This window comes from Microvirga makkahensis, assembly GCF_009830105.1.
Lineage (GTDB): Bacteria > Pseudomonadota > Alphaproteobacteria > Rhizobiales > Beijerinckiaceae > Microvirga > Microvirga makkahensis.
This window is the reverse complement of sequence record NZ_WURB01000001.1, coordinates 398,986-421,699: the sequence shown is the minus strand read 5'-3', so window position 1 is coordinate 421,699 and position 22,714 is coordinate 398,986. Positions and strand designations below refer to the sequence as shown.

At 64.9% G+C, this 22,714-nt stretch carries 30 protein-coding genes and 3 pseudogenes; 14 read left to right on the top strand and 19 right to left on the bottom strand.

The features are described from left to right. Positions 1-272: 272 nt before the first annotated feature. The 3 genes from GR328_RS02045 to GR328_RS27910 all read right to left on the bottom strand — a co-directional run bounded on the left by GR328_RS02045 (position 273) and on the right by GR328_RS27910 (position 1,479). The gene (locus GR328_RS02045) at positions 273-620 is read right to left on the bottom strand and encodes a hypothetical protein (RefSeq protein WP_160882848.1); all 348 of its coding nucleotides are present in this window, start codon (positions 618-620) and stop codon (positions 273-275) included. Positions 621-748: 128 nt separating this feature from the next. After that, positions 749-1,300 (bottom strand): Spy/CpxP family protein refolding chaperone, encoded by a 552-nt coding sequence (locus tag GR328_RS02040; RefSeq protein WP_160882847.1) that lies wholly within the window; start codon positions 1,298-1,300, stop codon positions 749-751. A 47-nt stretch (positions 1,301-1,347) separates the two neighbouring features. Next, positions 1,348-1,479 carry a hypothetical protein gene (locus tag GR328_RS27910; RefSeq protein WP_281351892.1) on the bottom strand — a complete coding sequence of 44 codons (132 nt, stop codon included), beginning with the start codon at positions 1,477-1,479 and terminating at the stop codon, positions 1,348-1,350. 203 nt (positions 1,480-1,682) lie between these two features. On the opposite strand from GR328_RS27910, the gene GR328_RS26785 reads away from it, so the two are divergent. Further along, positions 1,683-1,853 carry a hypothetical protein gene (locus GR328_RS26785; protein WP_205789664.1) on the top strand — a complete coding sequence of 57 codons (171 nt, stop codon included), beginning with the start codon at positions 1,683-1,685 and terminating at the stop codon, positions 1,851-1,853. Positions 1,854-1,928: 75 nt separating this feature from the next. Here the strand turns inward: GR328_RS26785 and GR328_RS02030 are convergent, their stop codons facing one another. From GR328_RS02030 to GR328_RS02020, 3 genes are all read right to left on the bottom strand, one after another. Then, the gene (locus tag GR328_RS02030; protein ID WP_160882846.1) at positions 1,929-3,119 is read right to left on the bottom strand and encodes an MFS transporter; all 1,191 of its coding nucleotides are present in this window, start codon (positions 3,117-3,119) and stop codon (positions 1,929-1,931) included. A gap of 51 nt (positions 3,120-3,170) precedes the next feature. Continuing rightward, complete coding sequence (locus GR328_RS02025; RefSeq protein ID WP_160882845.1) at positions 3,171-4,610, bottom strand: NAD(P)-binding domain-containing protein; 1,440 nt, start codon at positions 4,608-4,610, stop codon at positions 3,171-3,173. A 325-nt stretch (positions 4,611-4,935) separates the two neighbouring features. Then, positions 4,936-5,253 (bottom strand): ArsR/SmtB family transcription factor, encoded by a 318-nt coding sequence (locus GR328_RS02020; protein ID WP_160882844.1) that lies wholly within the window; start codon positions 5,251-5,253, stop codon positions 4,936-4,938. 557 nt (positions 5,254-5,810) lie between these two features. On the opposite strand from GR328_RS02020, the gene GR328_RS02015 reads away from it, so the two are divergent. After that, a complete protein-coding gene (locus tag GR328_RS02015) occupies positions 5,811-6,038 on the top strand; it encodes a hypothetical protein (RefSeq protein WP_160882843.1) in 228 nt (75 codons plus the stop codon). 414 nt (positions 6,039-6,452) lie between these two features. After that, positions 6,453-7,262: an MBL fold metallo-hydrolase gene (locus GR328_RS02010; protein WP_160882842.1), complete on the top strand. Its 810-nt coding sequence runs from the start codon at positions 6,453-6,455 to the stop codon at positions 7,260-7,262. A 3-nt stretch (positions 7,263-7,265) separates the two neighbouring features. On the opposite strand, the gene GR328_RS02005 is transcribed toward GR328_RS02010, so the two are convergent. Genes GR328_RS02005 through GR328_RS01995 form a run of 4 tightly spaced genes read right to left on the bottom strand, consistent with a single transcriptional unit; the run spans position 7,266 to position 9,332 of the window. Next, a complete protein-coding gene (locus GR328_RS02005) occupies positions 7,266-7,697 on the bottom strand; it encodes a DUF1194 domain-containing protein (protein ID WP_281351891.1) in 432 nt (143 codons plus the stop codon). Beyond that, positions 7,634-8,065, bottom strand: a complete 432-nt coding sequence (locus GR328_RS27905) for a DUF1194 domain-containing protein (protein ID WP_343039255.1) — start codon at positions 8,063-8,065, stop codon at positions 7,634-7,636. The genes GR328_RS02005 and GR328_RS27905 overlap by 64 nt, the downstream gene beginning before the upstream one ends. Positions 8,066-8,096: 31 nt before the next feature. After that, positions 8,097-9,089, bottom strand: a complete 993-nt coding sequence (locus tag GR328_RS02000) for a magnesium transporter CorA family protein (protein ID WP_160882841.1) — start codon at positions 9,087-9,089, stop codon at positions 8,097-8,099. Positions 9,090-9,113: 24 nt separating this feature from the next. After that, positions 9,114-9,332: a hypothetical protein gene (locus GR328_RS01995; RefSeq protein ID WP_246215625.1), complete on the bottom strand. Its 219-nt coding sequence runs from the start codon at positions 9,330-9,332 to the stop codon at positions 9,114-9,116. Between the two features lie 514 nt (positions 9,333-9,846). On the opposite strand from GR328_RS01995, the gene chrA reads away from it, so the two are divergent. The 3 genes from chrA to GR328_RS01980 all read left to right on the top strand — a co-directional run bounded on the left by chrA (position 9,847) and on the right by GR328_RS01980 (position 12,525). Next, positions 9,847-11,076 carry a chromate efflux transporter gene (gene chrA / locus GR328_RS01990; RefSeq protein ID WP_160883019.1) on the top strand — a complete coding sequence of 410 codons (1,230 nt, stop codon included), beginning with the start codon at positions 9,847-9,849 and terminating at the stop codon, positions 11,074-11,076. A 94-nt stretch (positions 11,077-11,170) separates the two neighbouring features. Further along, on the top strand, positions 11,171-12,142 hold the full coding sequence (locus GR328_RS01985; RefSeq protein WP_160882840.1) for a Vgb family protein: 972 nt from the start codon (positions 11,171-11,173) through the stop codon (positions 12,140-12,142). Continuing rightward, positions 12,139-12,525, top strand: a complete 387-nt coding sequence (locus GR328_RS01980) for a c-type cytochrome (RefSeq protein WP_205789662.1) — start codon at positions 12,139-12,141, stop codon at positions 12,523-12,525. Before GR328_RS01985 ends, GR328_RS01980 begins: the two co-directional genes overlap by 4 nt. Before the next feature lie 18 nt (positions 12,526-12,543). Here GR328_RS01980 and arsH read toward each other — a convergent pair whose 3' ends face one another. The 6 genes and pseudogenes from arsH to GR328_RS01950 form a co-directional block, all read right to left on the bottom strand. Beyond that, the gene (gene arsH, locus GR328_RS01975) at positions 12,544-13,281 is read right to left on the bottom strand and encodes an arsenical resistance protein ArsH (RefSeq protein ID WP_160883017.1); all 738 of its coding nucleotides are present in this window, start codon (positions 13,279-13,281) and stop codon (positions 12,544-12,546) included. Continuing rightward, a complete protein-coding gene (arsB, locus tag GR328_RS01970; protein WP_160882839.1) occupies positions 13,271-14,329 on the bottom strand; it encodes an ACR3 family arsenite efflux transporter in 1,059 nt (352 codons plus the stop codon). Before arsB ends, arsH begins: the two co-directional genes overlap by 11 nt. 11 nt (positions 14,330-14,340) lie before the next feature. Continuing rightward, positions 14,341-14,766: an arsenate reductase (glutaredoxin) gene (gene arsC / locus GR328_RS01965; RefSeq protein ID WP_160882838.1), complete on the bottom strand. Its 426-nt coding sequence runs from the start codon at positions 14,764-14,766 to the stop codon at positions 14,341-14,343. A gap of 9 nt (positions 14,767-14,775) precedes the next feature. Further along, positions 14,776-15,317, bottom strand: a pseudogene (locus tag GR328_RS01960) (arsenate reductase ArsC). Next, complete coding sequence (locus GR328_RS01955) at positions 15,310-15,666, bottom strand: ArsR/SmtB family transcription factor (protein ID WP_160882837.1); 357 nt, start codon at positions 15,664-15,666, stop codon at positions 15,310-15,312. The pseudogene GR328_RS01960 and the gene GR328_RS01955 overlap by 8 nt, the downstream one beginning before the upstream one ends. Before the next feature lie 151 nt (positions 15,667-15,817). Beyond that, entirely contained in the window at positions 15,818-16,030 is a 213-nt protein-coding gene (locus GR328_RS01950; protein WP_160882836.1) for a hypothetical protein, read from the bottom strand. Positions 16,031-16,376: 346 nt separating this feature from the next. Here GR328_RS01950 and GR328_RS01945 point away from each other — a divergent pair. Then, positions 16,377-16,709, top strand: a pseudogene (locus GR328_RS01945) (cbb3-type cytochrome c oxidase subunit I); the annotation flags it as partial. Between the two features lie 52 nt (positions 16,710-16,761). Here GR328_RS01945 and GR328_RS01940 read toward each other — a convergent pair. From GR328_RS01940 to GR328_RS01930, 3 genes are all read right to left on the bottom strand, one after another. Continuing rightward, a complete protein-coding gene (locus GR328_RS01940; RefSeq protein WP_160882835.1) occupies positions 16,762-17,184 on the bottom strand; it encodes a hypothetical protein in 423 nt (140 codons plus the stop codon). Positions 17,185-17,191: 7 nt separating this feature from the next. Next, positions 17,192-18,010, bottom strand: coding sequence for a TIGR02587 family membrane protein (locus GR328_RS01935; protein ID WP_160882834.1), 819 nt, complete (start codon positions 18,008-18,010; stop codon positions 17,192-17,194). Positions 18,011-18,373: 363 nt separating this feature from the next. Next, entirely contained in the window at positions 18,374-18,682 is a 309-nt protein-coding gene (locus tag GR328_RS01930; RefSeq protein ID WP_160882833.1) for a hypothetical protein, read from the bottom strand. 1,638 nt (positions 18,683-20,320) lie between these two features. Between GR328_RS01930 and rnk the strand changes: the two genes are divergently transcribed. From rnk to GR328_RS01900, 7 genes and pseudogenes are all read left to right on the top strand, one after another. Beyond that, a complete protein-coding gene (gene rnk, locus GR328_RS01925) occupies positions 20,321-20,749 on the top strand; it encodes a nucleoside diphosphate kinase regulator (protein WP_170304098.1) in 429 nt (142 codons plus the stop codon). A gap of 134 nt (positions 20,750-20,883) precedes the next feature. Next, a complete protein-coding gene (locus tag GR328_RS01920) occupies positions 20,884-21,030 on the top strand; it encodes a hypothetical protein (RefSeq protein WP_160882832.1) in 147 nt (48 codons plus the stop codon). After that, the gene (locus tag GR328_RS28450; RefSeq protein ID WP_160882831.1) at positions 21,017-21,193 is read left to right on the top strand and encodes a hypothetical protein; all 177 of its coding nucleotides are present in this window, start codon (positions 21,017-21,019) and stop codon (positions 21,191-21,193) included. Before GR328_RS01920 ends, GR328_RS28450 begins: the two co-directional genes overlap by 14 nt. 6 nt (positions 21,194-21,199) lie before the next feature. Continuing rightward, positions 21,200-21,328, top strand: coding sequence for a spermine/spermidine synthase domain-containing protein (locus GR328_RS28445; protein ID WP_425486998.1), 129 nt, complete (start codon positions 21,200-21,202; stop codon positions 21,326-21,328). Positions 21,329-21,411: 83 nt separating this feature from the next. Next, positions 21,412-21,468 (top strand): annotated as a pseudogene (locus tag GR328_RS28440) (hypothetical protein); the annotation flags it as partial. A 451-nt stretch (positions 21,469-21,919) separates the two neighbouring features. Next, on the top strand, positions 21,920-22,072 hold the full coding sequence (locus GR328_RS01905) for a hypothetical protein (protein WP_160882829.1): 153 nt from the start codon (positions 21,920-21,922) through the stop codon (positions 22,070-22,072). After that, positions 22,069-22,272: a hypothetical protein gene (locus GR328_RS01900; protein WP_160882828.1), complete on the top strand. Its 204-nt coding sequence runs from the start codon at positions 22,069-22,071 to the stop codon at positions 22,270-22,272. Before GR328_RS01905 ends, GR328_RS01900 begins: the two co-directional genes overlap by 4 nt. The last annotated feature ends 442 nt before the right edge of the window (positions 22,273-22,714 follow it).

Sequence of the window (22,714 nt, the reverse complement as noted above, 5' to 3'; positions counted from 1 at the left end):
TCCGGAAAGTGGTGTCGGTCGGCCTCGGTTGCCGCGATCGCCATCCTGTCCTTACATCGTCGCGAAGTCGAGATTGAGCAGCTTGCCCATCCCTCGGATCACGTCCTATTCCTTGTCACCGATCGGAGCGAAGCCGTCAGCCTTGAAGTTTTTGAGCACGGCCGGATCGAGATCAGAGCGCATGGTGCAGGGACCAGCGACCTCGATCCGGATCCTCTTTGGATTGCGCCGTTCGTCGGCGCAATCGCCCGCTGCTTCAGCTCCGGAAAGTCTCAGCGCTCGCGGTCGACGGCCAGAAGGTGGAGCCGCTTGTTCTCCACCATCCACGTCGTGCATACACTCCAACCGTTCACCGCTCTGCCCTTTGACGCGGTATTCCAGCTCTGGACAATCCGGGAGCGTGCCGTGCCAGGAGGCATACTGCGACAGTGGCGCCCCCAGTGCCGCCTGATCATGGCGCCGCCCGGCGGCAGGCAGACCTCCCGACCCAGAGCGCCGGTCGCGATGGTGCCGTTGATCCTGGCGCCTTGGGGCCGGCCGTGGGGATTGCCGCCCCGGCCCGGCTTGAAGCAGGTGCGCCGGGAAGGGCGGCCATAGCCCACATCCTCATCATCGCTCATGGCGCACCTCCACTCAGGTGGAGCCAGTCACGGGCGGAGGTGTTCTCTGAAAGCAGGGTCTTCGCCGTTGTCCGGATCAGGGGGCATGAGCATGACGGGCGGCTGAGATGCCGGGTTCCGTTGATGCCCTAATGATGACCCTTGTGGCCGCGTCCATGCCCGCCGGACGCCTGGTAGCCTCGCAATTCTCCGTACCGCCTGACCTGCTCGGGGGTGAGAACGTCAAGCGTCGAGAGGTGATAACGCAGATGAGCGAACCGCAGGGCGCCCTGGGTCGCACCGATCGCCACCGTCGCCGCTTCCAGGCTGGCGGGCGTCGCCGACTTGGTGGCGAACTGACGGTCGAGGTCGGTCTCCTGTGCGATCAGGCGCTCGCCCAAAGGGATGGTCTCGGCCTTCATCGCGGCATGAAGCTCCTGCACGCGGGTGCGCTGGTCCGTGGTCAGCCGAAGCTGGTCAGCCAGCTCGAGAACATGGATGGGGCCGGGGTAACCATTGAGTTCGGCTGGCAGCGCGAGACCCATGCCACGTCCGGCACGCAGGTCGGCGAGCTGCTGGTCGGACAGCGCCTTCACAGCCCGGTGTTCCCAGCCGGCATAGGGCGAGGCGGGCGCATGTTGGGCATGGGCCGAACCCACGGCAGAAAGCAATGCGAGGAGTGCGAGAGTTACGCGCGGCATCGATAGTCTCCAAGTGAGCCGGGTAGGGATGTTCATGGCATCCGCGTTCACAGGGGCATGGTGGCGATATAGATGACCAGCATCAGCAGGACGCATGTTCCCGCGGCGCCGACCAGCCAAGGGGCGAGCTGGCTCCTGTATTGCTCTTCCAGGCGTCTTTGGCGTTTGCGGCGGGACATCGTCGGCCTCCTTCCCAGGGAATGGCGCATGGTGCCGTGTCGACCGGATCATATCCTGTTGTTGGCTGCGCCACGACTCAAAACCAGCGCAGTCGCGCAACGTGGCTGGAACCGACGGCGCATGCCGCCTTTCCGGGCGGAAGCTGGCTCTGGTCCTTCGCGGCGGGGGCGAACCAAGGAGCAAGCGATGGAGACCCGCGTCGATGAGAACGGCGATCGCATCCATCGCCAGGCCCCATGTGCCGCACGGCTGGGATGCCGGAGCGATCTACGAGAAGGCCAGCCAGACACTGTTCTGCGGCGATTTCTTCACGCATCGGTGCAAGGGTCCCGCGCACCTTTGCACTGATGTATGGCTCCTCGTTCAACGGTGATGCAGTCACGGCCCTGCACGATCTGGCCAGTGCCTATGCCCAGCGACTGGGGCCGCTGAGGTGCCGGCCTGATCGTCAGCGCTTGCGCGTGGTCACCCACAGCAGGCCGACGAGACCGAGGTTCAGGCAAGTCAGTCCGGAGAGAAGGCGCAGAGCCGCATCCGCGCCGCCCCATTCGATCAGGATCGCTCCGATCGATGGCGACAGGGCCTGGGCGAGCAGGCTCGGCATAGCTAGCTTGCCCATGAGCGACGCGTACCCAAAGGGGCCGAAAAGGGCGAGCGGCAGCGTCCCCTTGGCGATGGAGCCGATGCCGTTGCCGGCTCCGTAAAGCGCCAGCGCCAATGCGAGGATCGGGAAGCCCGCGACCAGAAGAATCACTCCGGCGGCGACCAGGGCAACGGAAGCCACCATGGTCCAGATCGGGTGGTAGTGACGTCCGAACGCCATCTCGACGATCCGAGCCCCGACCTGCGACGGGCCAACCAGTGCGCCAAGGGCAACCGCAGCCGCAAGTTCCAGCCCACGGGCTTGCAGCAGGGTTAGCAGGTGGACGCCGATCATGGACGCGGTCATCGCCCCGAAGGTCAGGATGGCGGCGAGCAGGAGGAAAGCCCGGGTGCGCCGGGAACCGGTCAGTGCGGCCGGGGAAGGATGCCCCTGTCCGGCCGCGGGCGGTGTCGGACCATGTGCGGCCGGGATCGCCTTGGGAATGACGAGGGCGTGCAGCGGGAGCGAGATGAAGACCTGGATAAGCGCGTAGACCGCGCAAGCGCCGCGCCAGCCGAGATGCTCGACGAGGTAGGCGCTGAGAGGCCAACACACGGTGCTCGCGAAGCCACCCCACAGGGTTAGGGTCGTGATCGCGCTCCGTGCCCGTTTGCCGTAGAGGCGTCCGAGGGTGGCAAAGGCGGCATCATAAAGCCCGGTCCCCATGCCGACGCCCGTCAGCAGCCAGGCCAGCATGTAGACCGGCAGGCTGTGGGCGAGCGCCAGTGTCGCCAATCCGGCTCCCAGCAGGATCGAGCTGGCGATCAGAACCGGGCGGCCGCCTTTCGCGTCGATGGTGCTTCCGACCTTTGGCGAGACGATGCCGGCTGCGAGCAGGCCGACGGACAGTCCGCCGACGATCCAGCCGAGGGACCATCCCGTGTCGGCGGCAATCGGACGGGCGAGAACCGCGGGCAGGTAGAAGGAGCATCCCCAGGCGAGGATCTGGGTGACCCCGAGGGTGGCTATGACCAGCCTCGGGCCTGGCTTCTTCATGGCACGCTCACTCGTCAGGGCTCCGGTTGAGAGGTTCGACATCCGCGAAGCTCAGCAGCAGCCCGCGGGTTCCGCAACTTTCTCCGACGGCTTGTTCGGTGCATCCGCGGAGCCGCAGCCACAGCCGTCCTTGCCGTCTGCCCTGGCCGCCGCGTCCGCGACGCAGCACACGTCGACGTTCACGGGAGCGGGACTTCCGCAGCAGCCGGACGATGCCGCCGCGACCGGGGCAAGGCCGGTCGAGCACACGCCCGTCTCCGGCAGGACGAGGTGGATGTCGTCCGCCGTCGCAAGGTCGCCGGCAATGGCCGCCACGACCGATCGCGCTTGCTCATAGCCCGTCAGCATCAGGAAGGTCGGCGCCCTCCCGTAGCTCTTGATTCCGACCGTGTAGAAGCCCGGCTCGGGATGGGCGAGCTCGCGGTGGCCATGCGGCGGCACCGATCCGCAGGAATGCAGGTTCGGGTCGATCAGGGGACCGAGCGCCTTGGAGCTCTCCAGCCACGGATCGAGGTCGAGGCGCAGTTCCCGCGTGAGGTTCAGGTCCGGACGCTGTCCGGTCGTGACCACGATCCGGTCGACGGGACCGACCTCCCGGACGCCGTCCGCGGTCTCGCCCTCAAGGACGACCTGGTCGCCGATGGTCTTGACGCGGACGACGGAGAAGCCAGCGACCAATGTGATCCGTTCACTGTCAACGAGGGCCTTGAGCTTGGAGCCGAGCTCGCCCCGGGCGGGGAGCTGGTCGGCGCGCCCGCCGCCATATACCCTCATCAGGTTCGCTCCGCGGGTCGCCCACACGATCGATGTTGCAGGACTGCGCTCGGCCAGTCGGGCGAGGTCGAGGAGCACGTTCGCGGCCGAGTGCCCGGCACCGACGACGAGCGTCGTCCTGCCCTCATAGGTGGCACGATCCGGCCCGAGCACATCGGGAATGCGGTAGGCTATGCGGTCGGCATGCTCGGCTTCGCCCTCCGCCTGGATTCCACCCGCGCCGAGAGGATTCGGCGTCGTCCACGTCCCGGAGGCGTCGATCACCGCCCGCGCCAGGTCGCGCCTGGTCGTGCCGTTGCCGTTCGAGACGGCGAGCACGAACGGCTTGGTCTCGCGTCCCTTGCCGAGCACCTTGTCGGCGCCCTGTCGGGTGATGGCGGTGACCTTGGCGCCCGTCTCTATGACGGACGCCATTTCGGGTGTCTCGGCCAGGGGCTTAAGGTACGCCTCGTACAGGTCCGATCCCGTCGGCACGGCCTTCCTGGAAGGCTCCTGCCAGCCGTGAGACTGGAGCAGGGCGCGGGCAGCGGTGTCGGTATTGTACTCCCAAGGCGAGAACAGGCGGACGTGGCTCCAGTCGCGGACGTTGGCGCCGACGGTCTGGCCCGCCTCGTAGACCTTTACGGGCAGCCCACGCTGGATCAGGTGGGCGGCGGCGGCGAGGCCGACCGGGCCTGCCCCGATGACGGCAACGGGAAGGGACTCAAGCGCAGTCATGGACAGTCTCCTTGTGGGGATCAGCCGCAGCAGGAGGCAGGTCGGGGAGCGAAGCCGTCGCGTACGCGCATGAGGAAGACATGTCCGCGACCGCAGAGGATCTTGAGCATACGCGAGGGTTCGAGATGGCTGGGCAGGGCCAAGGCGGCAAGGACGCCGGTCCGCTCACGGCCGATGTCGCGCCGGAGATGGCCGTCCAGCTCGCCCGGGAGACGTCGCGCCGACGGCTCCGGGAGGCACGGGCGCGGCGGAGGAATGGAATGAAGCCTGGCACCCGTCGCTCCTTTCTTGATCCTAGAATCATGGAAATACCGGGCAAAATAAGTCAGGCGGCGTTCTCTGCCTGGGATGCACATCCGGCATCGGCACAGCACTCGTCGGCAAGGAAACCGATGAGGCCATTCATGGCTGGGAAGCTGGCCCGACAGATCAGGGTCGTGGCCTGCCGCTCCTGCGTCACCAGCCCAGTCAGCAGGAGCCGTTGGAGGTGGTGCGAGAGCGTAGAGCCGGGGATGCCCAGGCGCTCCTGGATCTGCCCGACGGGCAGGCCCGCTTCCCCTGCGCGGACAAGGGTGCGGTAGACTTGGAGCCGGGTGACGTTCCCGAGCGCTTCGAGTTGCTTGGCTGCTTGTTCGATATTCATGAGAATAACGTGGATCGGTTGCATGTCCGCGTCAACCGCTATTTCTAGAATTTTCGAAATAATCGATCAATGTGCCTGTTGCGAACCTGCTTGGCCTCCGGGGGGCAACGGCGATTTCGGCCTCCTTCCCCGCCTCGCGACGGCCGCAAAGGTTGGTGGGACAGGACTGCCCGCAGGGGATCGTGCCGTGTCAGCGGGTGTGTCACCCAGCACATCCGCGGCCAGCACTCCGCCGTACCTTGGGTCAGGTGCGATTGAGAGCCTCGCGTGTCCCTGGCGGCAGCGGGGCCATATCGAGCGAGGGTGGTATCATGGTCACGGGCGATCCATCAGCGTCACCTTCAGGCAGGCTGACGGGATCGGAGTGGGGTGCCATCGTCAGTTTCTTTGCCTTCCTCACGATCTGGCTCGGAATCTCATTCGCCTGATATGCGCTTCCGCAGGAACCTGACAGGCAATCCAGCGCAATCGGAGGCACGGACATGATCGGGACGCTGCAAGCGGGAGGCAGTCATGCTCCCGGAGCTTCGTCCCGCTGAACCGCCGATGCAGGGTCTGTGGACGCATCTTCTTCGGGGCCTTCAGGGGATCGCGGACCAGCTGGCTTCCTGTGGGACTTCCCATCGGGGGATGCGGGAACGCAGCTGGCCGAGACCTTCATCGCGACCCCATCGATCTATGGGGTGGCCGCCGAGCTGGATGGGCGGCTGGTCGGCGGCAGCTTCATCACCGAAGGCGACCCGATCTGCGGCATTGGGCCAATCCCTGTCGATGCGTTGGTCTAGGCAGCGGCCTCGGGCGGCGGCTCATGGAGGCAGCCCTTGCCCGGGCTGACGACGCGATCGGCGAACGCCTGCCCAGGATGCCTTCTGCACCCTCTCGATGTCGCTCTATGCCTCGGTCGGGTTCGATGTCCGGGAGCCGCTCCGCTGATGCTTGGTACGCCCACACCCGCCCGGACCTGGGTTTGTCAGTCCGGCGGATGACCGTCGAGGACGTCGGCTGCGGGAACGAGGATCGCCGGAGCGGAAGTCTGTGGCCGCCCCGCACGCGACGATTGGACGATGACGAACCTGGACGGGTGTCCTATCTGATAGGTCAGATCCTGCACATCCTCGCAGGAGGCCGCAAGACGGTGCCCGGAATTTGCTTTCTCATGGAATCCCACGCGGGGTGGGGTGTCTAGCCGGGAGGTGGGAATGGGAGCTCTGCAAAGGGTGATGACGGGAGGGCTGGCCGCCTTCCTGCTGACCGGTGGCGCATCCTTGCCGCAGGCGGCGGAGCAGGAGAAGCCGGAAGCCTGCCCGGGCCTGATCGCCTCGGCGCCGCCGCTCGTGATCCGGGCCGCGCTCGCGCAAAACGAGGTCGGCGTGACCTTCGTCGGACACGCCACCTTCGTGATCGAGACACCGCAAGGCATCCGCATCGCCACCGACTACAACGACTCCGTCCGGCCTTCGACACCGCCGCGCATCGTCACCATGAACAAGGCGCATTCCACCCACTTCAGCCGGGCTCCCGACCCTGAGATTGCGCATGTGCTCCGGGGCTGGAACCCTGCCGGCGGTCCAGCCGATCACGATCTCACCGTCGGGGATGTCCGGATCCGCAACGTCTCCACCAACATCCGTACCTATGGCGGAACAACCGAGTACGACGGCAACTCGATCTTCGTGTTTGAGACGGCCCAGCTCTGCATCGCGCATCTGGGGCATCTGCACCATACCCTCACACCGGAGCACCTGACCAAGCTTGGGCGCATCGATGTTCTGCTGGTGCCGGTCGATGGTGGTTACACCATGGAAACTAGGGACATGATGGAGGTACTCAAGTCCATCAACGCACCCCTCATGGTGCCGATGCACTACTTCAATTCCTCAACCCTGGAGCGCTTCCTCTCAGCCGCCCGCGAGCACTACCCGGTCGAGTTCAGCGACACGGCCTCCGTGACAATCTCGCGCGCAAGCTTGCCGAGGCAGCCCCAGGTGCTGGTGCTTCCCGGCCGATAGCGCTCAGTTGCCCATCCTGTTGCGCCATTGTGTCTCGCCCTTCAGGCAATCATCGGCTTGTGCCCGCTGCACAAGCGGGTGAGGGGAGGGATCGATGCCGGAAACCTCGAGGATGATTTTGGTCTTGATCGCCTCCTTGAGCTGCGCCTTGTCACGCGCCCGCACTATGGAGGAGCCCTGGCCGCCAATGACACAGACGCGGAAGTACAGATCAAGACCAAAATCATCCATGTAGCCAGACTTCTTGAGCATCAGCGGCAGGCCGTTGATGATGACGCCCTTCGCCACCGCGTTCTCGCGCGCCTGGAGCACAGGCCGGCCCTCGTTGTTGGCGCCGTCGCCCGAGACATCGATCACCCTGCGGCCGGAACTCAGGCCGCCCTCATCGAACAAGCCGACGGCCCTGTCCAGCGCAGCCGAGATCGAGCTGCGCATGCCACGACGAAGGGGCAGCGTGTCGAGGGTCGCCGCAAAGTGCAGGTGGTTTCGGTTCCATCGCGGACCGTCCAGGGCACCAGCACCTTCTGATCGTAGCTGCTGCCCCATTCCACGTAGGTGACGGCAATCCGGCCCAGCATGCCGCTGCGGATTGCATCCTGGACCTCTGTCGAGCGGAAGGCCTCGGCGAACCCTGATCGCTGGAGTTCCTGCTCGGCCGGATCCATGGAGCAGGAGATGTCCACCGCCAGCACGAGCGCGAGGTCGACTTCCGATTGCGTCCGGGCCGGGGATGTAGAGACCAGGGCGGCCGCCCATGTCAGGGAGAAAAGGAGCAGCAACGCGTACGGGATGGAGCATGGCACCCCTCCTGGCGATCAGCCGGAGGGGGGAGAGCTAGAGCCAGCCCCTCCACTTGAACCAATGATAGGGCAGCACGGCCGAGACGACCATCAGCGCTAGGGCAAAGACATAGCCGTAGCCCCAGGCCAGCTCCGGCATGCGTTCGAAGTTCATGCCGTAGATCGTGCCCACCAGGGTGGGCGGCAGAAACAGCACGGCGGCAATCGAGAACACCTTGATGATGCGGTTCTGGTCGAGATTGATCAGCCCGAGCGTCGCCTCATGCAGGTACACGATCTCGGATGACAGTTGCCCCTCATAGGCCGAGAGCGAACGCAGGTCGCGCTCGACCTGCTTCAGGCGGGCCGGGCTACCGTTGGTGAGCCACTCCTCCGCCCCCTGGCGAACATAGGGGATCAGTCGCGACAGCGACAGCAGGCTTTCGCGCAGGATTGCGATAGTCATGTTCTTGCGCCCAAGTCGCTTGATCAGCACCTGGAGTTCGTCCTCCACCCGCTTGACCTTGCGGCGCTTCGGGCTGCGGTCCTCGATGAAGAGCCGGGTTGAGACCTCGTTCAAGTCGGCCGCCACCATCTCCAGCACGTCGGCGGCCCGCTCGACGATGCTTTCCAGGAGCGAGGCGAGGAGGCCGTCGCTGGTGGTGTGGGCACCGGGCTGACGCTGGGTCTTGGCCATGAACGTGCGGAAGGGCACCGGGTCGGCGTAACGTACCGAGACCAGGTGGGTCGGGGTCAGAACGAAGGTAACCTGAGTGCGGGAGGGCCGGCCCTCGGCGACACCGTTGATGACAACCGCCGTCATGACCAGGGCGCCGTGCTCCTCGTAGAGACGAGCCGACTCCTCGATCTCGGCCATCTCCTGACGGGTCGGCACCTGAAGCCCAAGCAGCGCCTCGACGGTCTTCTCCTCCTCGTGGCTAGGATCGTAGAGGTCGATCCAGAGCACGTCCGCGGGGACTGGGAGCGCGGTGCCCTCATGCGCCAAGCGCACGAGCCGGCCCTGGCGCAGGCCATGGAAATTCATCATCGGTCAGTTCCGGCAAAAGAAGGATCAGCCGCGGCTGGGCTTGGGCGGCGAGGCGTGATGGGCAAGGCTGTCGGATGTCTCCGGTGCAGGGCCGGCGGCAACCATCGCAATATGCAGGCCGATAATGGGCGCAAACACGAGCCCGAGGAGGAGGACGATCATCAGCGTCACGCCGCGATCTTCAGAGGATACGTGCTCCGTGCGCGCGCCGGCGCGGAGCGGGAACAGGTTCAGGAGGGTCATGGGCTCACCTCTTTCCGACCAGCCGTCGCAGACCGGTCATGGGCGAGCCGATCAAGCGATCAGGCGTCCGCGCAGGCCGGCAACGGCGTGGTCAATCGACTGTGACTGTCGCTTGGCATGAAGTTCAGGGTTCCTGTGGGTCCGCAGCCCGCCGGAGCAGGGTGCGAATGGACAAGGCAAATGCGCCCGTTGCGGTTCCCAGTCAAGCCGAAAGTGCCATCCTTCACATCACAGTCGAACGAAACGGTAAGTCTACGCCCTTGCTTCGATGCGGACGGTCTGAACGCCCGGGACAGCCGTCACTTTGATCGCCTTCGGCTCGAGCTTGACCTTCGCAATGTGCATCTACTAGGCGTAGTTACCCGGTTCGCGCTCGGCGGGGCTTGCCATGGCACTCTCCATGGTTGAGGTGGTTGCAGCACATCTCATGCCGGGGCACCGTTCCGACGGAACGGATCGCCGGCCCAACCTGCGACCTTACCCATTGTTCCCGCCCACGAGCTTCGATCCGACCATGAACGAATTGGCGACCCCTCCGGCGCAGGCGAAGAGGCCCCAGGATGCGGCTGGTGAGGTTTTCCTGGCCTTTCTCAAGCTCGGCCTGACCTCCTTCGGCGGTCCTGTGGCCCATCTCGGCTATTTCCGTGACGAGTTCGTCATCCGGCGCCGCTGGCTCGACGAGCGGGCCTACGCGGACATCGTGGCCCTGTGCCAGTTTCTGCCGGGGCCGGCGTCGAGCCAGGTCGGCATGGCCATCGGCTTGTCCCGGGCCGGCTATCTCGGGGCATTGTCGGCCTGGACCGCCTTCACGCTGCCCTCGGCGATCATCCTGGTGCTGTTCGCCTTCAGCACCGGATTCCTGGGCGAGGCTCTCGGCTCCGGATGGCTCCATGGCCTCAAGGTGGCCGCCGTGGCGGTGGTGGCGCTGGCCGTGCTTGGCATGGCCCGATCCCTCACACCGGATAAGGAGCGCGCCACCCTGGCAGTCGCGGCGGCCGTCATGACCCTGGCCATCCCTTCCGCCTGGGGACAGATCGGCGCCATCGTGCTCGGCGGCCTCGTCGGCGTGACCCTGCTGCAGGGAGAGGCGCCTGCCGAGCACGCGGTGCTCTCCCTGTCCGTGAGCCGGAGGGCGGGGTTCGCCGCACTCCTCGCGTTCTTCGCTCTGCTGATCGGGCTGCCGGTCCTGGCGGCGGCGACGGGCAGCCAGAGCATCGCCCTGTTCGATGCCTTCTATCGCTCGGGCTCCCTGGTGTTCGGCGGCGGCCATGTGGTCCTGCCGCTGCTCCAGGCGGAAGTCGTGCCGCCGGGCTGGGTGTCGAATGACGCGTTCCTCGCCGGCTACGGCGCGGCCCAGGCGGTGCCCGGTCCGCTGTTCACCTTCGCGGCCTATCTCGGCGCGGTCATGGGTCCGCAGCCCAACGGATGGGCCGGGGCGGCCTTGTGCCTGGTCGCCGTTTTCACGCCCTCGCTTCTACTGGTCGTCGGAGCCCTTCCGTTCTGGGAGGACCTGCGCCGCAGGCCGATGGCGCGGTCCGCTCTGAGGGGCGTCAATGCCGCTGTGGTCGGCCTGCTCCTGGCTGCTCTGTATCACCCGGTTTGGACGGCCGGGATCCTGGGTGCCGCCGACTTTGCCCTCGCGGCGGCCGCGTTCCTGTTGCTGTTCATGTGGAGGACGCCGCCGTGGCTGGTGGTGATCCTGAGCGCCGTCGGCGGAGCGACGATCCCGATCCTGCAAACCTGAGGAGGTCGCGGCGGTGTGATCACATCCTGTCTTGTCCAGCCCGGAGGCTGACACAAACTGGCTCCATGCTCCGCACCGCCAGCAGGAGGCTCCCATGGTCGCGCTGCTCCGTCGCCTTGCTTTTGCGGCAACTGCCGCCCTCGCTCCCACGTCCGCATCCGCTCTCGACCGCCAAGTCTACGATCTCCCCCAGGGAGCGCGCCCGCACGATGTCGCTCCGGCTCCCGATGGGAAGGTCTGGTACACGGCCCAGCGCAACGGCGCGCTCGGTATCCTCGACCCGAAGTCCGGCCAGGTGCGCGAGGTGCCGCTCGGGCCGAAATCGGCGCCTCACGGCGTGATCCAGGGGCCCGACGGGGCAGCTTGGATCACCGACGGCGGGCAGAACGCCATCGTGAGGTTTGATCCACACACGGAGGAAGTGAAGGTCTGGCGGCTGCCCAAGGAGACCGGCTACACCAATCTCAACACGGGCGCGTTCGACAGGAACGGCGTGCATTGGTTCACAGGACAAAACGGCATCTATGGCCGCCTCGATCCGAAGACCGGCGATATCAAGGTGTTCAAGGATCCCGATGGGCGTGGACCCTACGGCATTGCTTCGACACCTGACGGCGAAGTCTACTACGTCTCTCTTGCGGGCAATCACCTGGCGAGGATCGACCTGGAAACAGGCGAGGCGAGGGTGATCGAACCCCCGACCCCGAACCAGGGGGCGCGGCGGGTTTGGTCCGATAGCCAGGGCCGTCTGTGGATCTCCGAGTGGAACTCGGGCCAGTTGTCGATGCACGATCCGGTGTCTGGCGAGTGGAAGGCCTGGAAACTGCCCGGCGAGAGCCCAAAGGCCTATGCGGTCTATGTCGATGAGCGCGACATAGTCTGGGTGTCCGACTTCGGTGGCAATGCCATTCATTCCTTTGATCCCAAGACCGAGGCTTTCACGACCATCCCGAAGTCTGAGGAGGGGGCTAACGTGCGCCAGATCCTCGGCCGGCCGGGCGAGGTCTGGCTGCCCGAATCCGGTGCGGACCGGCTCGTGGTGATCCGGGCTGGGACGACGCAGTGAGGCACGCCCCTGTGCACCTTGCCTGCGCCGTCCTTTACGGAATGACCTCCCCAGTGCATGCCGGCGACGCAGCACGGGGCGAGCGTGTGTTCCAGTACTGCTACTCGTGCCACTCGATCGTGCCAGGCGAGACAAACCTACAGGGGCCGAACCTCGCGGGTATCGTCGGACGCCCCATCGCAGCGCAGGACGGCTTCGACTACTCTCCGGCCATGCGCCGTTTCGCCGCCCGCGAAAGGGTCTGGTCCCAGGAGTTGCTCGACAGGTTCACCGCCGAGCCCGAAGCCGTTGTCCCGAAGACCAGCATGCAATTCCATGGGATCGACGATGCTGCCGAGCGCGCGGATCTGATCGCTTATATGCGATCCATTCCTTCTCCCTAGCAGCCTGCCAGGCTCGCCCTATCCCGCAGCTTTCACCTCAGAGTTCATGGCTGCCTCGGCCAAGCGCTTGGCCTCCTTCTGGGCAGCCTCCTTACGCTCGCTGTAGCGACTGGTGAGATAGTCCGAGCGGTCGCGGGTCAGCAGCGTGAACTTCACCAGCTCCTCCATCACGTCGACGACGCGGTCGTAATAGGAGGAAGGCTTCATCCGCCCGGCCTCGTCGAACTCCTGGAATGCCTTGGCGACCGAGGACTGGTTCGGGATCGTTACCATGCGCATCCAGCGTCCGAGCACGCGCAGTTGGTTGACCGCGTTGAAGGACTGGGAGCCGCCGCAAACCTGCATGACGGCCAGCGTGCGACCCTGGGTGGGGCGTACCGATCCTGTCGCGAGCGGGATCCAGTCGATCTGCGCCTTCATCACCGCGCTCATGGCGCCGTGCCGTTCTGGGCTGCACCAGACCTGCCCCTCGGACCAGAGCGACAGCTCCCGCAGCTCCTGCACCTTGGGGTGGTCGCTGGCAGTGGCGTCCGGCAGCGGCAGACCACGCGGGTCGAAGACGCGGGTTTCGGCGCCGAAGTGTCGGAGCAGGCGCTCCGCCTCAAGCGTCAGGAAGCGGCTGTAGGACCGCTCTCGCAATGAGCCGTAGAGCATCAGGATGCGAGGCGGGTGGGTGGACACTCGCTTTGGCTCCAACTTGCCGAGGTCTGGCACGTCGAGGGCCGAGACGTCGATGTTTGGAAGATCACTCACCAGCCGCGACCCTCCGCTCCGAAAGCCGGCTGCTCCGTTCATACCAGTCCCGGGACTGGTTGACCGCCTTCACCAGCGACAGCATCACTGGAACCTCGACGAGCACTCCCACAACAGTGGCGAGCGCCGCGCCGGACTCGAAGCCGAACAGGCTGATGGCGGTCGCTACCGCGAGCTCGAAGAAGTTGCTCGCCCCGATCAGTGCCGAGGGACCCGCTACGCAATGGGCCTCGCCGCTGGCCCGGTTGAGCCAATAGGCAAAGCCGAAGGTCAGATATGCCTGCAACATGATCGGCACGGCCAGGATAGCGATGACCAGCGGCTGGTCCAGGATCTGCCCGCCCTGGAAGGCGAAGAGCAACACGAGGGTCGCAAGCAGCGCGGCAAGCGACAGGGGCTGTATGCGTGCGAGCAGAGCCTTGAGCGCAGTCTCACCGCCCGAGGCGAGCAGGCGGGAGCGCACCCCATAGGCGATGACCACAGGCACGATGATGTAGAGGCCCACCGACAGCAGGAGCGTATCCCATGGCACGGTGATGGCAGAGAGCCCGAGCAGGAGCGCCACGATGGGCGCGAACGCGAACACCATCACCACGTCGTTGAGGGCGACCTGGCTGATCGTGAAACGCGGCTCACCGCTGCACAGATGGCTCCAGACGAAGACCATGGCAGTGCACGGGGCGGCGCCGAGAAGGATCAGGCCCGCGATGTAGCTGTCGATCTGCGCCTCCGGCAGCCAGGGCCGGAACAGATAGCCGACGAAGATCCAGCCGAGTGCCGCCATCAGGAAGGGCTTGAAGGCCCAGTTCACCAGCAGGGTGATGCCGATGCCACGCCATTGGCTGCGGACCTCGCCCAGGGCCCCGAAGTCGATCTTGAGCAGCATGGGGATGATCATGAGCCAGATCAGCACGGCGACGGGCAGGTTTACGCTGGCGATCTCGGCACTGCCGATGGCCTGGAACACGCCTGGCATCAGCGAACCGAGGGCGATTCCCACGATGATGCACAAGGCCACCCAAAGGGTTAGGTAGCGCTCAAAGAGTGACATGGAGAAATCCTTCAGGCGGTGGCCGCACGACGTCCGGAGGCGTCGACGACGATCTCGCCGTCCTCCTTGCGGAACTCGCCGAGCTGTGGCGGCAGGAGATCGAGAACGGCCTCGGATGGGCGGCACAGGCGCACGCCCTTCGGCGTGACGACGATGGGGCGGTTGATCAGGACCGGGTGCGCCATCATGGCATCAAGAAGCTCATCGTCGGTTAGGGATGGGTTGTCGAGACCGAGCTCCTTGTACGGCGTGCCCTTCTCGCGGATAACCTCCCGCACGCTCACACCCATCCGGTCGATGAGCTGCCGCAGCAGGAGCCGGGTCGGCGGGGTCTTCAGGTACTCGATGACGTGCGGCTCGATGCCGGCGTTGCGGATCAGGCCGAGCGTGTTGCGGGACGTGCCGCAGTCCGGGTTGTGGTAGATGATGGCGTCCATGGCGAAACCTCAGGCGGAGCGGCGGTCGAAGAGAAGTACGGTGCCGGAGGTCGCGCCTTCCAGCTTCCCGATCTCTCGCAGGTGATGGGTCAGCGCGACCTGATCAAGGCTGTGCATGGGCAAGGCAAGAAAGGCCGAGATCCGATTCTTGAGGTATTTGGCGGCCTGCACGAAGGCTCATTCCTTCGCGATGTCGCTGCCCTCGACTGCGGCGGGATCCTCGATGCCCAGTGCGCCGTGGCGGGATGGCCCAGCCACACCGGACAGGCTTCACCGGCGGCGCTGTCGCAGACGGTGAAGATGAAGTCCATCACGGGCGCATCCGGCTTCGCGAACTCGTCCCAGCTCTTGGAGCGGAAGCCGTGCGCCGGATAGCCAAGGCTGTCGAGTGCCTTCAGGGCGAACGGATTGACGGTACCCTTCGGCTGGCTCCCGGCCGAGAGGGCGTTGAAGCGGCCGGCACCGTCCTTGCGCAGGATGCCTTCGGCCAGAATGGAACGGGCGGTGTTGCCCGTGCACAGAAACAGTACGTTGGAGGAACGGTCAGCCATCGAGGGTCTCCTTCGGAGAACAGCAGGGAGCGAGGGCATCGATCAAGGGAGCGCACACGCCGGGATGGCCGCCGCAGCAATCCTTGAGCAGGAAGGTCACGACCTCCCGGAGCCGATCGAGGTCGGCGCGGTAGATGATCGAGCGGCTCCGGCGTTCGGAGCGAACCAGTCTCGCACGAGACAGGATGCCGAGATGTGAGGACATGGTGTTGTGCGGGACTGCCAGCTCCCGGGCGATGTCGCCGGCCGGCAGCCCGTCCGGTTCGTGCCGCACCAGCAGCCGGAAGGTATCGAGGCGGGTCGACTGGGCTAAGGCCGCAAGGGCCAAGCTGACGTTCTCTCGCTCCATGTGTCGAGACTTATGGAAATGTTCGGAAGAATGCAAGCGCAAATCCGCTTTGGTGCGGCCTCTTGCAAGGACCGTTCCTGGCACTTCTGCGACATGCTCAGGGAGTCGGTTCCCGCGCTCAGCCGAGGTGCAGTCAAGCGGCGGATGGAGTTCAGTCCGCAAGCCACTTCGCATAGGCGCGCACATCCGGCATCGGCACGGTGGCGCTCGTCTGGGAGCGCGCAATCTGCTCGCACAGGAACGCCGTCGCCGGCTTGCCCTCCAGTGAGACGCTGTAGGCACCCTCCGCGTCACGCGCGAGGTGCCCCTGCGCGGCCACGCAGCCGAGGTCCAGTGCCTCGTCGGGATCCGAGGAATCCGCCAAGGCCTGCCGCAGCGATGCACCAAGGGAAGGCTTTCACTTGTTCTCGAATGCGAGCAGCTCCCAAGGATGTACGGCGGCTTCTTCGGGCCGTAGGTGGCGCCGGGGTGCGGCACCGGGAGGCTCGTCCGATGCAGGCCCCGTACGCTCGCGACTTTCTTGCCTCATAGGAGACCTTTTCGGCATTGAGCGTCTGCTTGGCCTCGAAGCTAGCCGCGATCTGGATCCTCGTCTTGTCAGGTATGGCCAACTCGTCCGAAAGCATGTTGTTGGTGTTGGGGGGCGAGCGCCCGGGCGACGCCGCGGCCAGCTGGATGGTCGACATCACCGTCGTCGACGGCCGTGTGCGTCGCTGCTGGTTCTCGCGGGCGCGATCACGATGCTGCTCACCGACCGCAACTTCGGCACCACCTTCTTCGATCCGGCGGGCGGCGGCGACCCGGTGCTCTATCAGCACCTGTTCTGGTTCTTCGGCCACCCCGAAGTGTACATCATGATCCTGCCGGCCTTCGGCATCGTCTCGCACATTATCTCGACCTTCTCGAAGAAGCCGATCTTCGGCTATCTCGGCATGGCCTATGCCATGGTAGCGATCGGCGTGGTCGGCTTCGTGGTGTGGGCGCACCACATGTACACGGTGGGCCTCTCGCTGCAGACCCAGGCCTATTTCGTCTTCGCCACCACTTTGCCCCCGCACAAACTCTTCGCGAATTCTCAAGGGCGAAGAGACAGGCTCAGGGTTCCGCGAAGCCCGTGGCACGCACGTCCAGGGCGCCCGAGCGCGGATCACGGGTGAAGAACAGGCCGCCCCGCCGTGTCGAGCGGCCTGGGATGTAGTCGAGGACGACCCGGCTGGTTTCGGCTTTGAATTCGGGCCCGGACACGATGCCCTCGATCTCCACCTGCGCGGCGGCCTCGCCGGCACCGTTGCGCGCCCTGAAGAGAACCCGATAACCTCCATCGATCCGGGCGATGTCCTCCACCTCGACGGTGACGGCGGGAGGCACGGTGGCGCCGTTGAATGCCTGCCACCCGATCATGCCGAAGAGACCGAGCGCGAAGATGAGGCCGAGGCCCGCGGCCAGCCATTCCAGCCACGGCACCTGCGGCTTCGGCTTGGCGGCCCGCATGTCCCCTGTTCCGTGTTCCCGCTTCATCGGCGCCTCACACCACCAGCCGCGCGGTCGCAGCGCCCAACGAGGCCGGGAAGCCCAACACCACGAGCATGTTCGCAATCTCGGCCAGGGACACGCCGTCCGTCCGACCGAAGGTCCAGAGCACGTAGAGGCTCACCAGGAGGGCGATGGCGTAGCCGGTCAGCGTAAAATGCAGGAAGGTCGACAGGAAGCTGCCGCCTTCGGGGGGGCTCTCCTGGCCGGAGAAGCCGATGCTGTAGACGAAGACATGCAGAAGCGTGATGGAGAGCACGCCCAGCGCCAGGCCATGCCACGGTGTCATCTGGAACGCGATTAGGATCATCTCCTCCGTCGGAGCCATGTTGAAGGCGAGGAACAGGGCGCCCGCCAACATGAGGAAAAGTTCGCCGCCATAGCCCGCCTCCCGTTTACGTTCCTCTTCCGCGTCCATGTCCTGCCCAGCGCCGAGTTGCTTGCGCCCGAGCATGGCGCCGATGCCGGCCGGAACGCTCTGCAGCGCCACGCGTCCGACGATCTCGCCCCAGGTCATTTCGAGGGAGATCGCCGCGAGTACCATGAGCAGCGCGGCCGACGTGATCACGCCGACGCCGAAGGCGGCGAGCGCGTCCATGACATCCTCCTTCAGACTGAAGGTCTTCTCGAAGCCGGAGAAGTAGGAGAGGCCGACCAGCACCAGAAGGGTGAAGGTCAGGAGCAGCAGCAGACGGCCACGTCCCATCGAGAAGCCCAGGGACCACATCTCCATGGTCATCAGCAGCGGGATGCCGAAGAGAATCGCGCCTCCGAAGGCGCGCGCCAGGCCAATGGCGTAACGTCCACTTGTCATCGGCGCCTCATCTCCTGGACCTGCGCATTCACATCGCCATGCACCGCAGCGCCGGTCGGTTTCTCGGCACCGATGCACGAATCCGGCACCTGCTCCCGGAAGACAGCGTGTGAAGACCCGAAACGGGCCCCCTGACTTGCAGGTGTCGATGCAGATGTCGTCGCAGGTGTCATGGCACAAGATCCCGTGGCAAGTCGCCGTGTGAGGAAACTGTATCGGATCCTCAGATCGGCAAGAGAGGCGAGATGCGCGTGGTTCAGCCATCGTGCGGAACCGGATGTCCGCGTCCGACCGTGCGCCTGATGCGGCGAGAGCGTCGGATCGGCTCCAAAAGGTGAGTGTCCGCCCTTTGCGTCCGATACGCTAGCCGTGTGCCTGTCGGCTGTGCTCCCGTGCAATTCCACTGACTGTGCTTGAGCTCATGCCCAGGCGGATCCCGATGGTGCTGTAGATGATCCCCTGCGCTCTCAGCGCCGTAACGAGTTCGGACCGCTTCTCGTGCTCAGCGCTCTGCTTGATCCGCTCCTCGAGCCACTTGATCGATAGATCAAGGATCTGTTCTTCGGTTCCCTGCTCATTGCACATTGTCTCGCATATCCGGTCTTTCACATTGTCAGCCATTGACCTTCCCGGGCCCCGCAGCGCGCACCACGAAATGCGCAGCGGCGTCATATCAACGATCCGTGCCGTTGTCGCACTTCACGCAGGATGTCTGAAGACGGGAGCCTGAGGCTGGACGCATCCAGCCCGGGGATGATCGGTACATCGCGAAAACCGGACCAGCCACGATCTCATCAGCATCCACTCCGTGGATCGCTCCGGCGCGCGGGTTTTCCTGCAAGCACAAGTGAAAACTCACGAGCGGCCATCTCGACGAGAGAGCCGCATGGTGAAGTCCTGTCCACCGTCATTCTCTCAATTTTACTCGCGCTGACGCTCGCGCAGATCATGCTCCGGGAAAGCCTGGGCGGAATGTTCGGACACGCGACGTCGGTCAGCATCCTTGGCCCGTGCGGATCCCTTACGCTGCTCCCTGCTGCCCGAATTGCCGCGACACACGTTCCGGTCGGGCGAGAGGCGCTAGAGCATCGGACGTGAAAGGTGGAACTGCGCTTTTGGGGACCGGTCCTATGCTCCGGCCTTAAGCATCGCCTCATGTGAAAGCCGATGTGTACGGAGAGCGGAAGCGCCGACAGTTCTTCCGACAGCGGTTTTTGCGCGGAGCCGCAGCGACGGTCTAAACCCTGCGAGAGATCATCGATGCCGAAATGCGCACGATGACACGCTGCAGCATATGCGAATGCAGATTGCCAGGGGCTGTGGTGCGGTGCCCTCGGTGCTCCTTCGGAAGCGACGGACCCATGAACTTCTAGGATCCGAGGTGTCCGGATGAAACGTTCCGGAGGCGCTCGATGAGAAGTTCCGCTTTACCTAACGATCCTATGAAGGAGGCATTCTTGATTCAGAACGGCACCGGCATGCCGATCAAGATCAACAGTTGCAAGATCGGGCTCGCGGAGTTTCTGCCTCAAAGGTCCGAGGGGAACTTCTGCATGTGGCTGTAACGTATTTCGGTTGGTTGAACCACGCGACCGTCCGGATCATCCGCGAAGGAGACTCATACGGCTGCGCCCTCAACGCCCGGGTGAGCAATCTCAAGATGGAAATCGAGACAGGACATTCCGCCACATCGGCCCCGAGCGATTTGACAAATGGGGCAATGTGTACCAGCATCAGCATATTATGTTGAGCTTTTCACAATATCATCGCGGCCAGCTTCGCGCAGGCAATCTCATCGCGGGCCAATAGCCCCGGGCTCGACGTGCATCCGCACCCCGGGTTCGGGGTCACGCAAGATCCTATACTTTCAGACATCTTGTGAGGCCGGATGCTGGCGCATCCGATGCCGCGGCATGCTTCAACACTTCTTCAAGTTCATGCTCCGCCTGACGGAACGCCAAGCCGCTCATCGGGCAGGCAAGGCCTCGGCCTTTCCGGCGGCTGCCGCATGTGCGGAGCAAAAGCCCATCGATGCCGAGCTTCGGACGCAAATCTTCACACCGCACCCCGCTTCGACTCTCATCCGGTGCAGAGGAGACCATGCCATGCAGCCGTTCCCGAACGACCCGCCCTCCAAGCCTAGACATCACGACGCTGAACAGCCTGACGGCAGGGTTGTCCGGATCACTCCACGACGCCGTCTGGATCCGGAGAGCAGCCCTGAGCCGCAGGGGCGCGATGATGACGACGATTACGGACCAAGCGCCGCATGAACGGCCTTGACGTCCACACCAGAACAGGAGACGTGACATGATGAAGAAACCCACCGGCGGCGCCAAACCCCGTATCATCCTGACGGCATCGGACCACCAGAAGCTCACAGTGCTTGCCAACGCCGCCTCGAGCACCATGCCTGACATAGCCGCCGAACTCGCCGAGGAGCTCGACCGCGCACATGTCCTGTCGAAGGGCCGCCACTCGGTCGACACCGTATTCATGGGCTGCGAGGTCGATTTTCGTGACGACATGACGGGGCGGGTGCAGACGGTGACTCTCGTCTACCCGAACGAGGCCGACATCTCGAAGGGCAGGATCTCGGTCCTGACGCCCATCGGTACAGCCTTGATCGGGCTTCCCGTCGGCAAGTCGATCGATTGGACCACGCGCACGGGAGAGTCGAAACGCCTAACGGTGCTTCAGGTGCGCGAGCCTGCCGCCGCGGAGCCGAAGCCCGCATAACCAGGGATCTCCCGCCGCCAACAAAGCCATGCAACCCGCGGCCCCGCCGGTCGCGGGCGCACCTCTGCCTTGCGACCGGCGGAAACCCGGACAACGGAGAACAGAATGGCCGAAGCCTGATTGCCGCTACCCGCATGCGCCGGCCTGCGACTTCCGCTGCAGCCGACGTCTTCATGGGCGACGTGCAGCCGCGCAAGCTCATTGAGGTTCAAGGGCGCGCTCCGCCGGAACAGGTCATCATTGCCGAGCGCGAGCGGGGGCAATCCTATGACGTGGCTTGAGAAACACTACGGGCACCATAAACGGATGCTTTCCGTCGATCACGCCCTCTACCACTGGAGGGCCTTGTTCCAGGAAGTGCTGATCTTCGGGAACTCGACCTCCGGAAAGGTGGTGCTACTCGATGGCATCGTTCAACTGACTGAGCGCAGTAGTCATATCTAGTGCGGTATGATTGCCCACGTGCGGCTGATGGCTCACGGCTCCGCGCGGGACGTGCTCATCCTTGGCGGCGGCACCCTGAAGGAAGTGCTGAAGCATCCGGTCGAACACGCACCCTTGTGGAAATCGACGAGGTGACTGACCTAGCGCGGCGCTTTCTTCCGATGTTTTCGGGATGAGCGTTCGAGGAACCGCGGGCGAGGACGGCGGTCAAGGACGGGATGCAGTATGTCACCGAGGCCAGGGACCAGTTCGAGGCAATCATTATCGACTCGACGGAACCGGGCGGTCCTCTCTTTACGGAGGCATTCTATCGAGCGTTCCGTAGGCGCCTCCAGCTCCCAGGAAAGGATGACGGTGCGAAGCGGCGCCCCCTTCCTCGGACCTTACGAATTGGGGATGGTCTGCGACCGGCTCGCCGGATCCTTCGTTGGGGTGCGGCCGTACCTCGCGCCCGTCGCGGCGGCATGCAGGCGCTTGTCGCGGCGGGTGAGAGCCGCAATGCGCCGGGTCCTCCATGCGAGATTCTGCAGGAGCGCTTCTCGTCGCTTCGGGCCGCGTTCACGCTTGCTCCCTCGTTCGCGCCTGCCTTCAGGTCTCCTGAAAACAGGGCCGTGAGCCCGTGGGCTGCGCGACTTCACCCGACCCGCAGCCCACGGGGACGTCCGAGACTGCAACCGGATCTCACAGCTCCGTTCGCTGCATCGCGGAGCCCGACAGGAGGCTACCATGACCACCGTTCCTCCGACTTTGGCGGTCCCGTTGCGCAGGATCGAACCTCCCAGATGGCCGAGCCTTCACGGCCACTCGCACGCGGCTGCCGGTACCGGCACCTTCGTGCTCATCGGCGGGCAGATCGCCACCGGCAATGCGGCCGGGTGAGTTCCGTCGGACTCGTTCCTCCGGCCCGTCGGGCGCAGCGGAACGTGCGGACGGATTTCGCCGAAGCGGAGGGGGCTCCTGGGCATATCGCGCGGCTCCTCTGTCTCAGCGGCTTCGACATCACGCTCGATCCTGCCGCCGGTCTCGTGACTGCCGATCATCGGTTGATCGTGTGGTCGTTTACCGGCCGTCGCGGCTGAGCGATTGAGCATGAAAGGTCAGGAGCGCACTCTTCGGGAATCGGTTCGGTACGGCCGTGTTCTTGTCTGCGAAAACGTCGGCCATATTCTGCGGTCTCGTCATCGCGTCCAGCATCGTGGATGCCTGCGCATGCATGACAGTCATTGCGATCAGCGGGAAGGTGGCGGAAGCGCTGCGGCCCGGGATCCGCGGGCTTCGGCGAGCGCGTCGTCGCGAAATCGGCAAGTCAGCTGCGTGCCGGCATCTGCAGCGCATGGCTTGAGATCACTCTCAACGAAGGCAGGAACCGCCAGATCCGGCGCCTGCTCGGGCTCTGGGAGCGGACGTGCTCCGCCTCGTGCGGGCCGATGTCGGAGGGGTGCAATCGGGCGATCCGCCCAGGGGGCGCAGTCCAGCACCTGAGGCCTGCCGAGAAGGCGAGGCTGTATGTTCCGGTCCGCG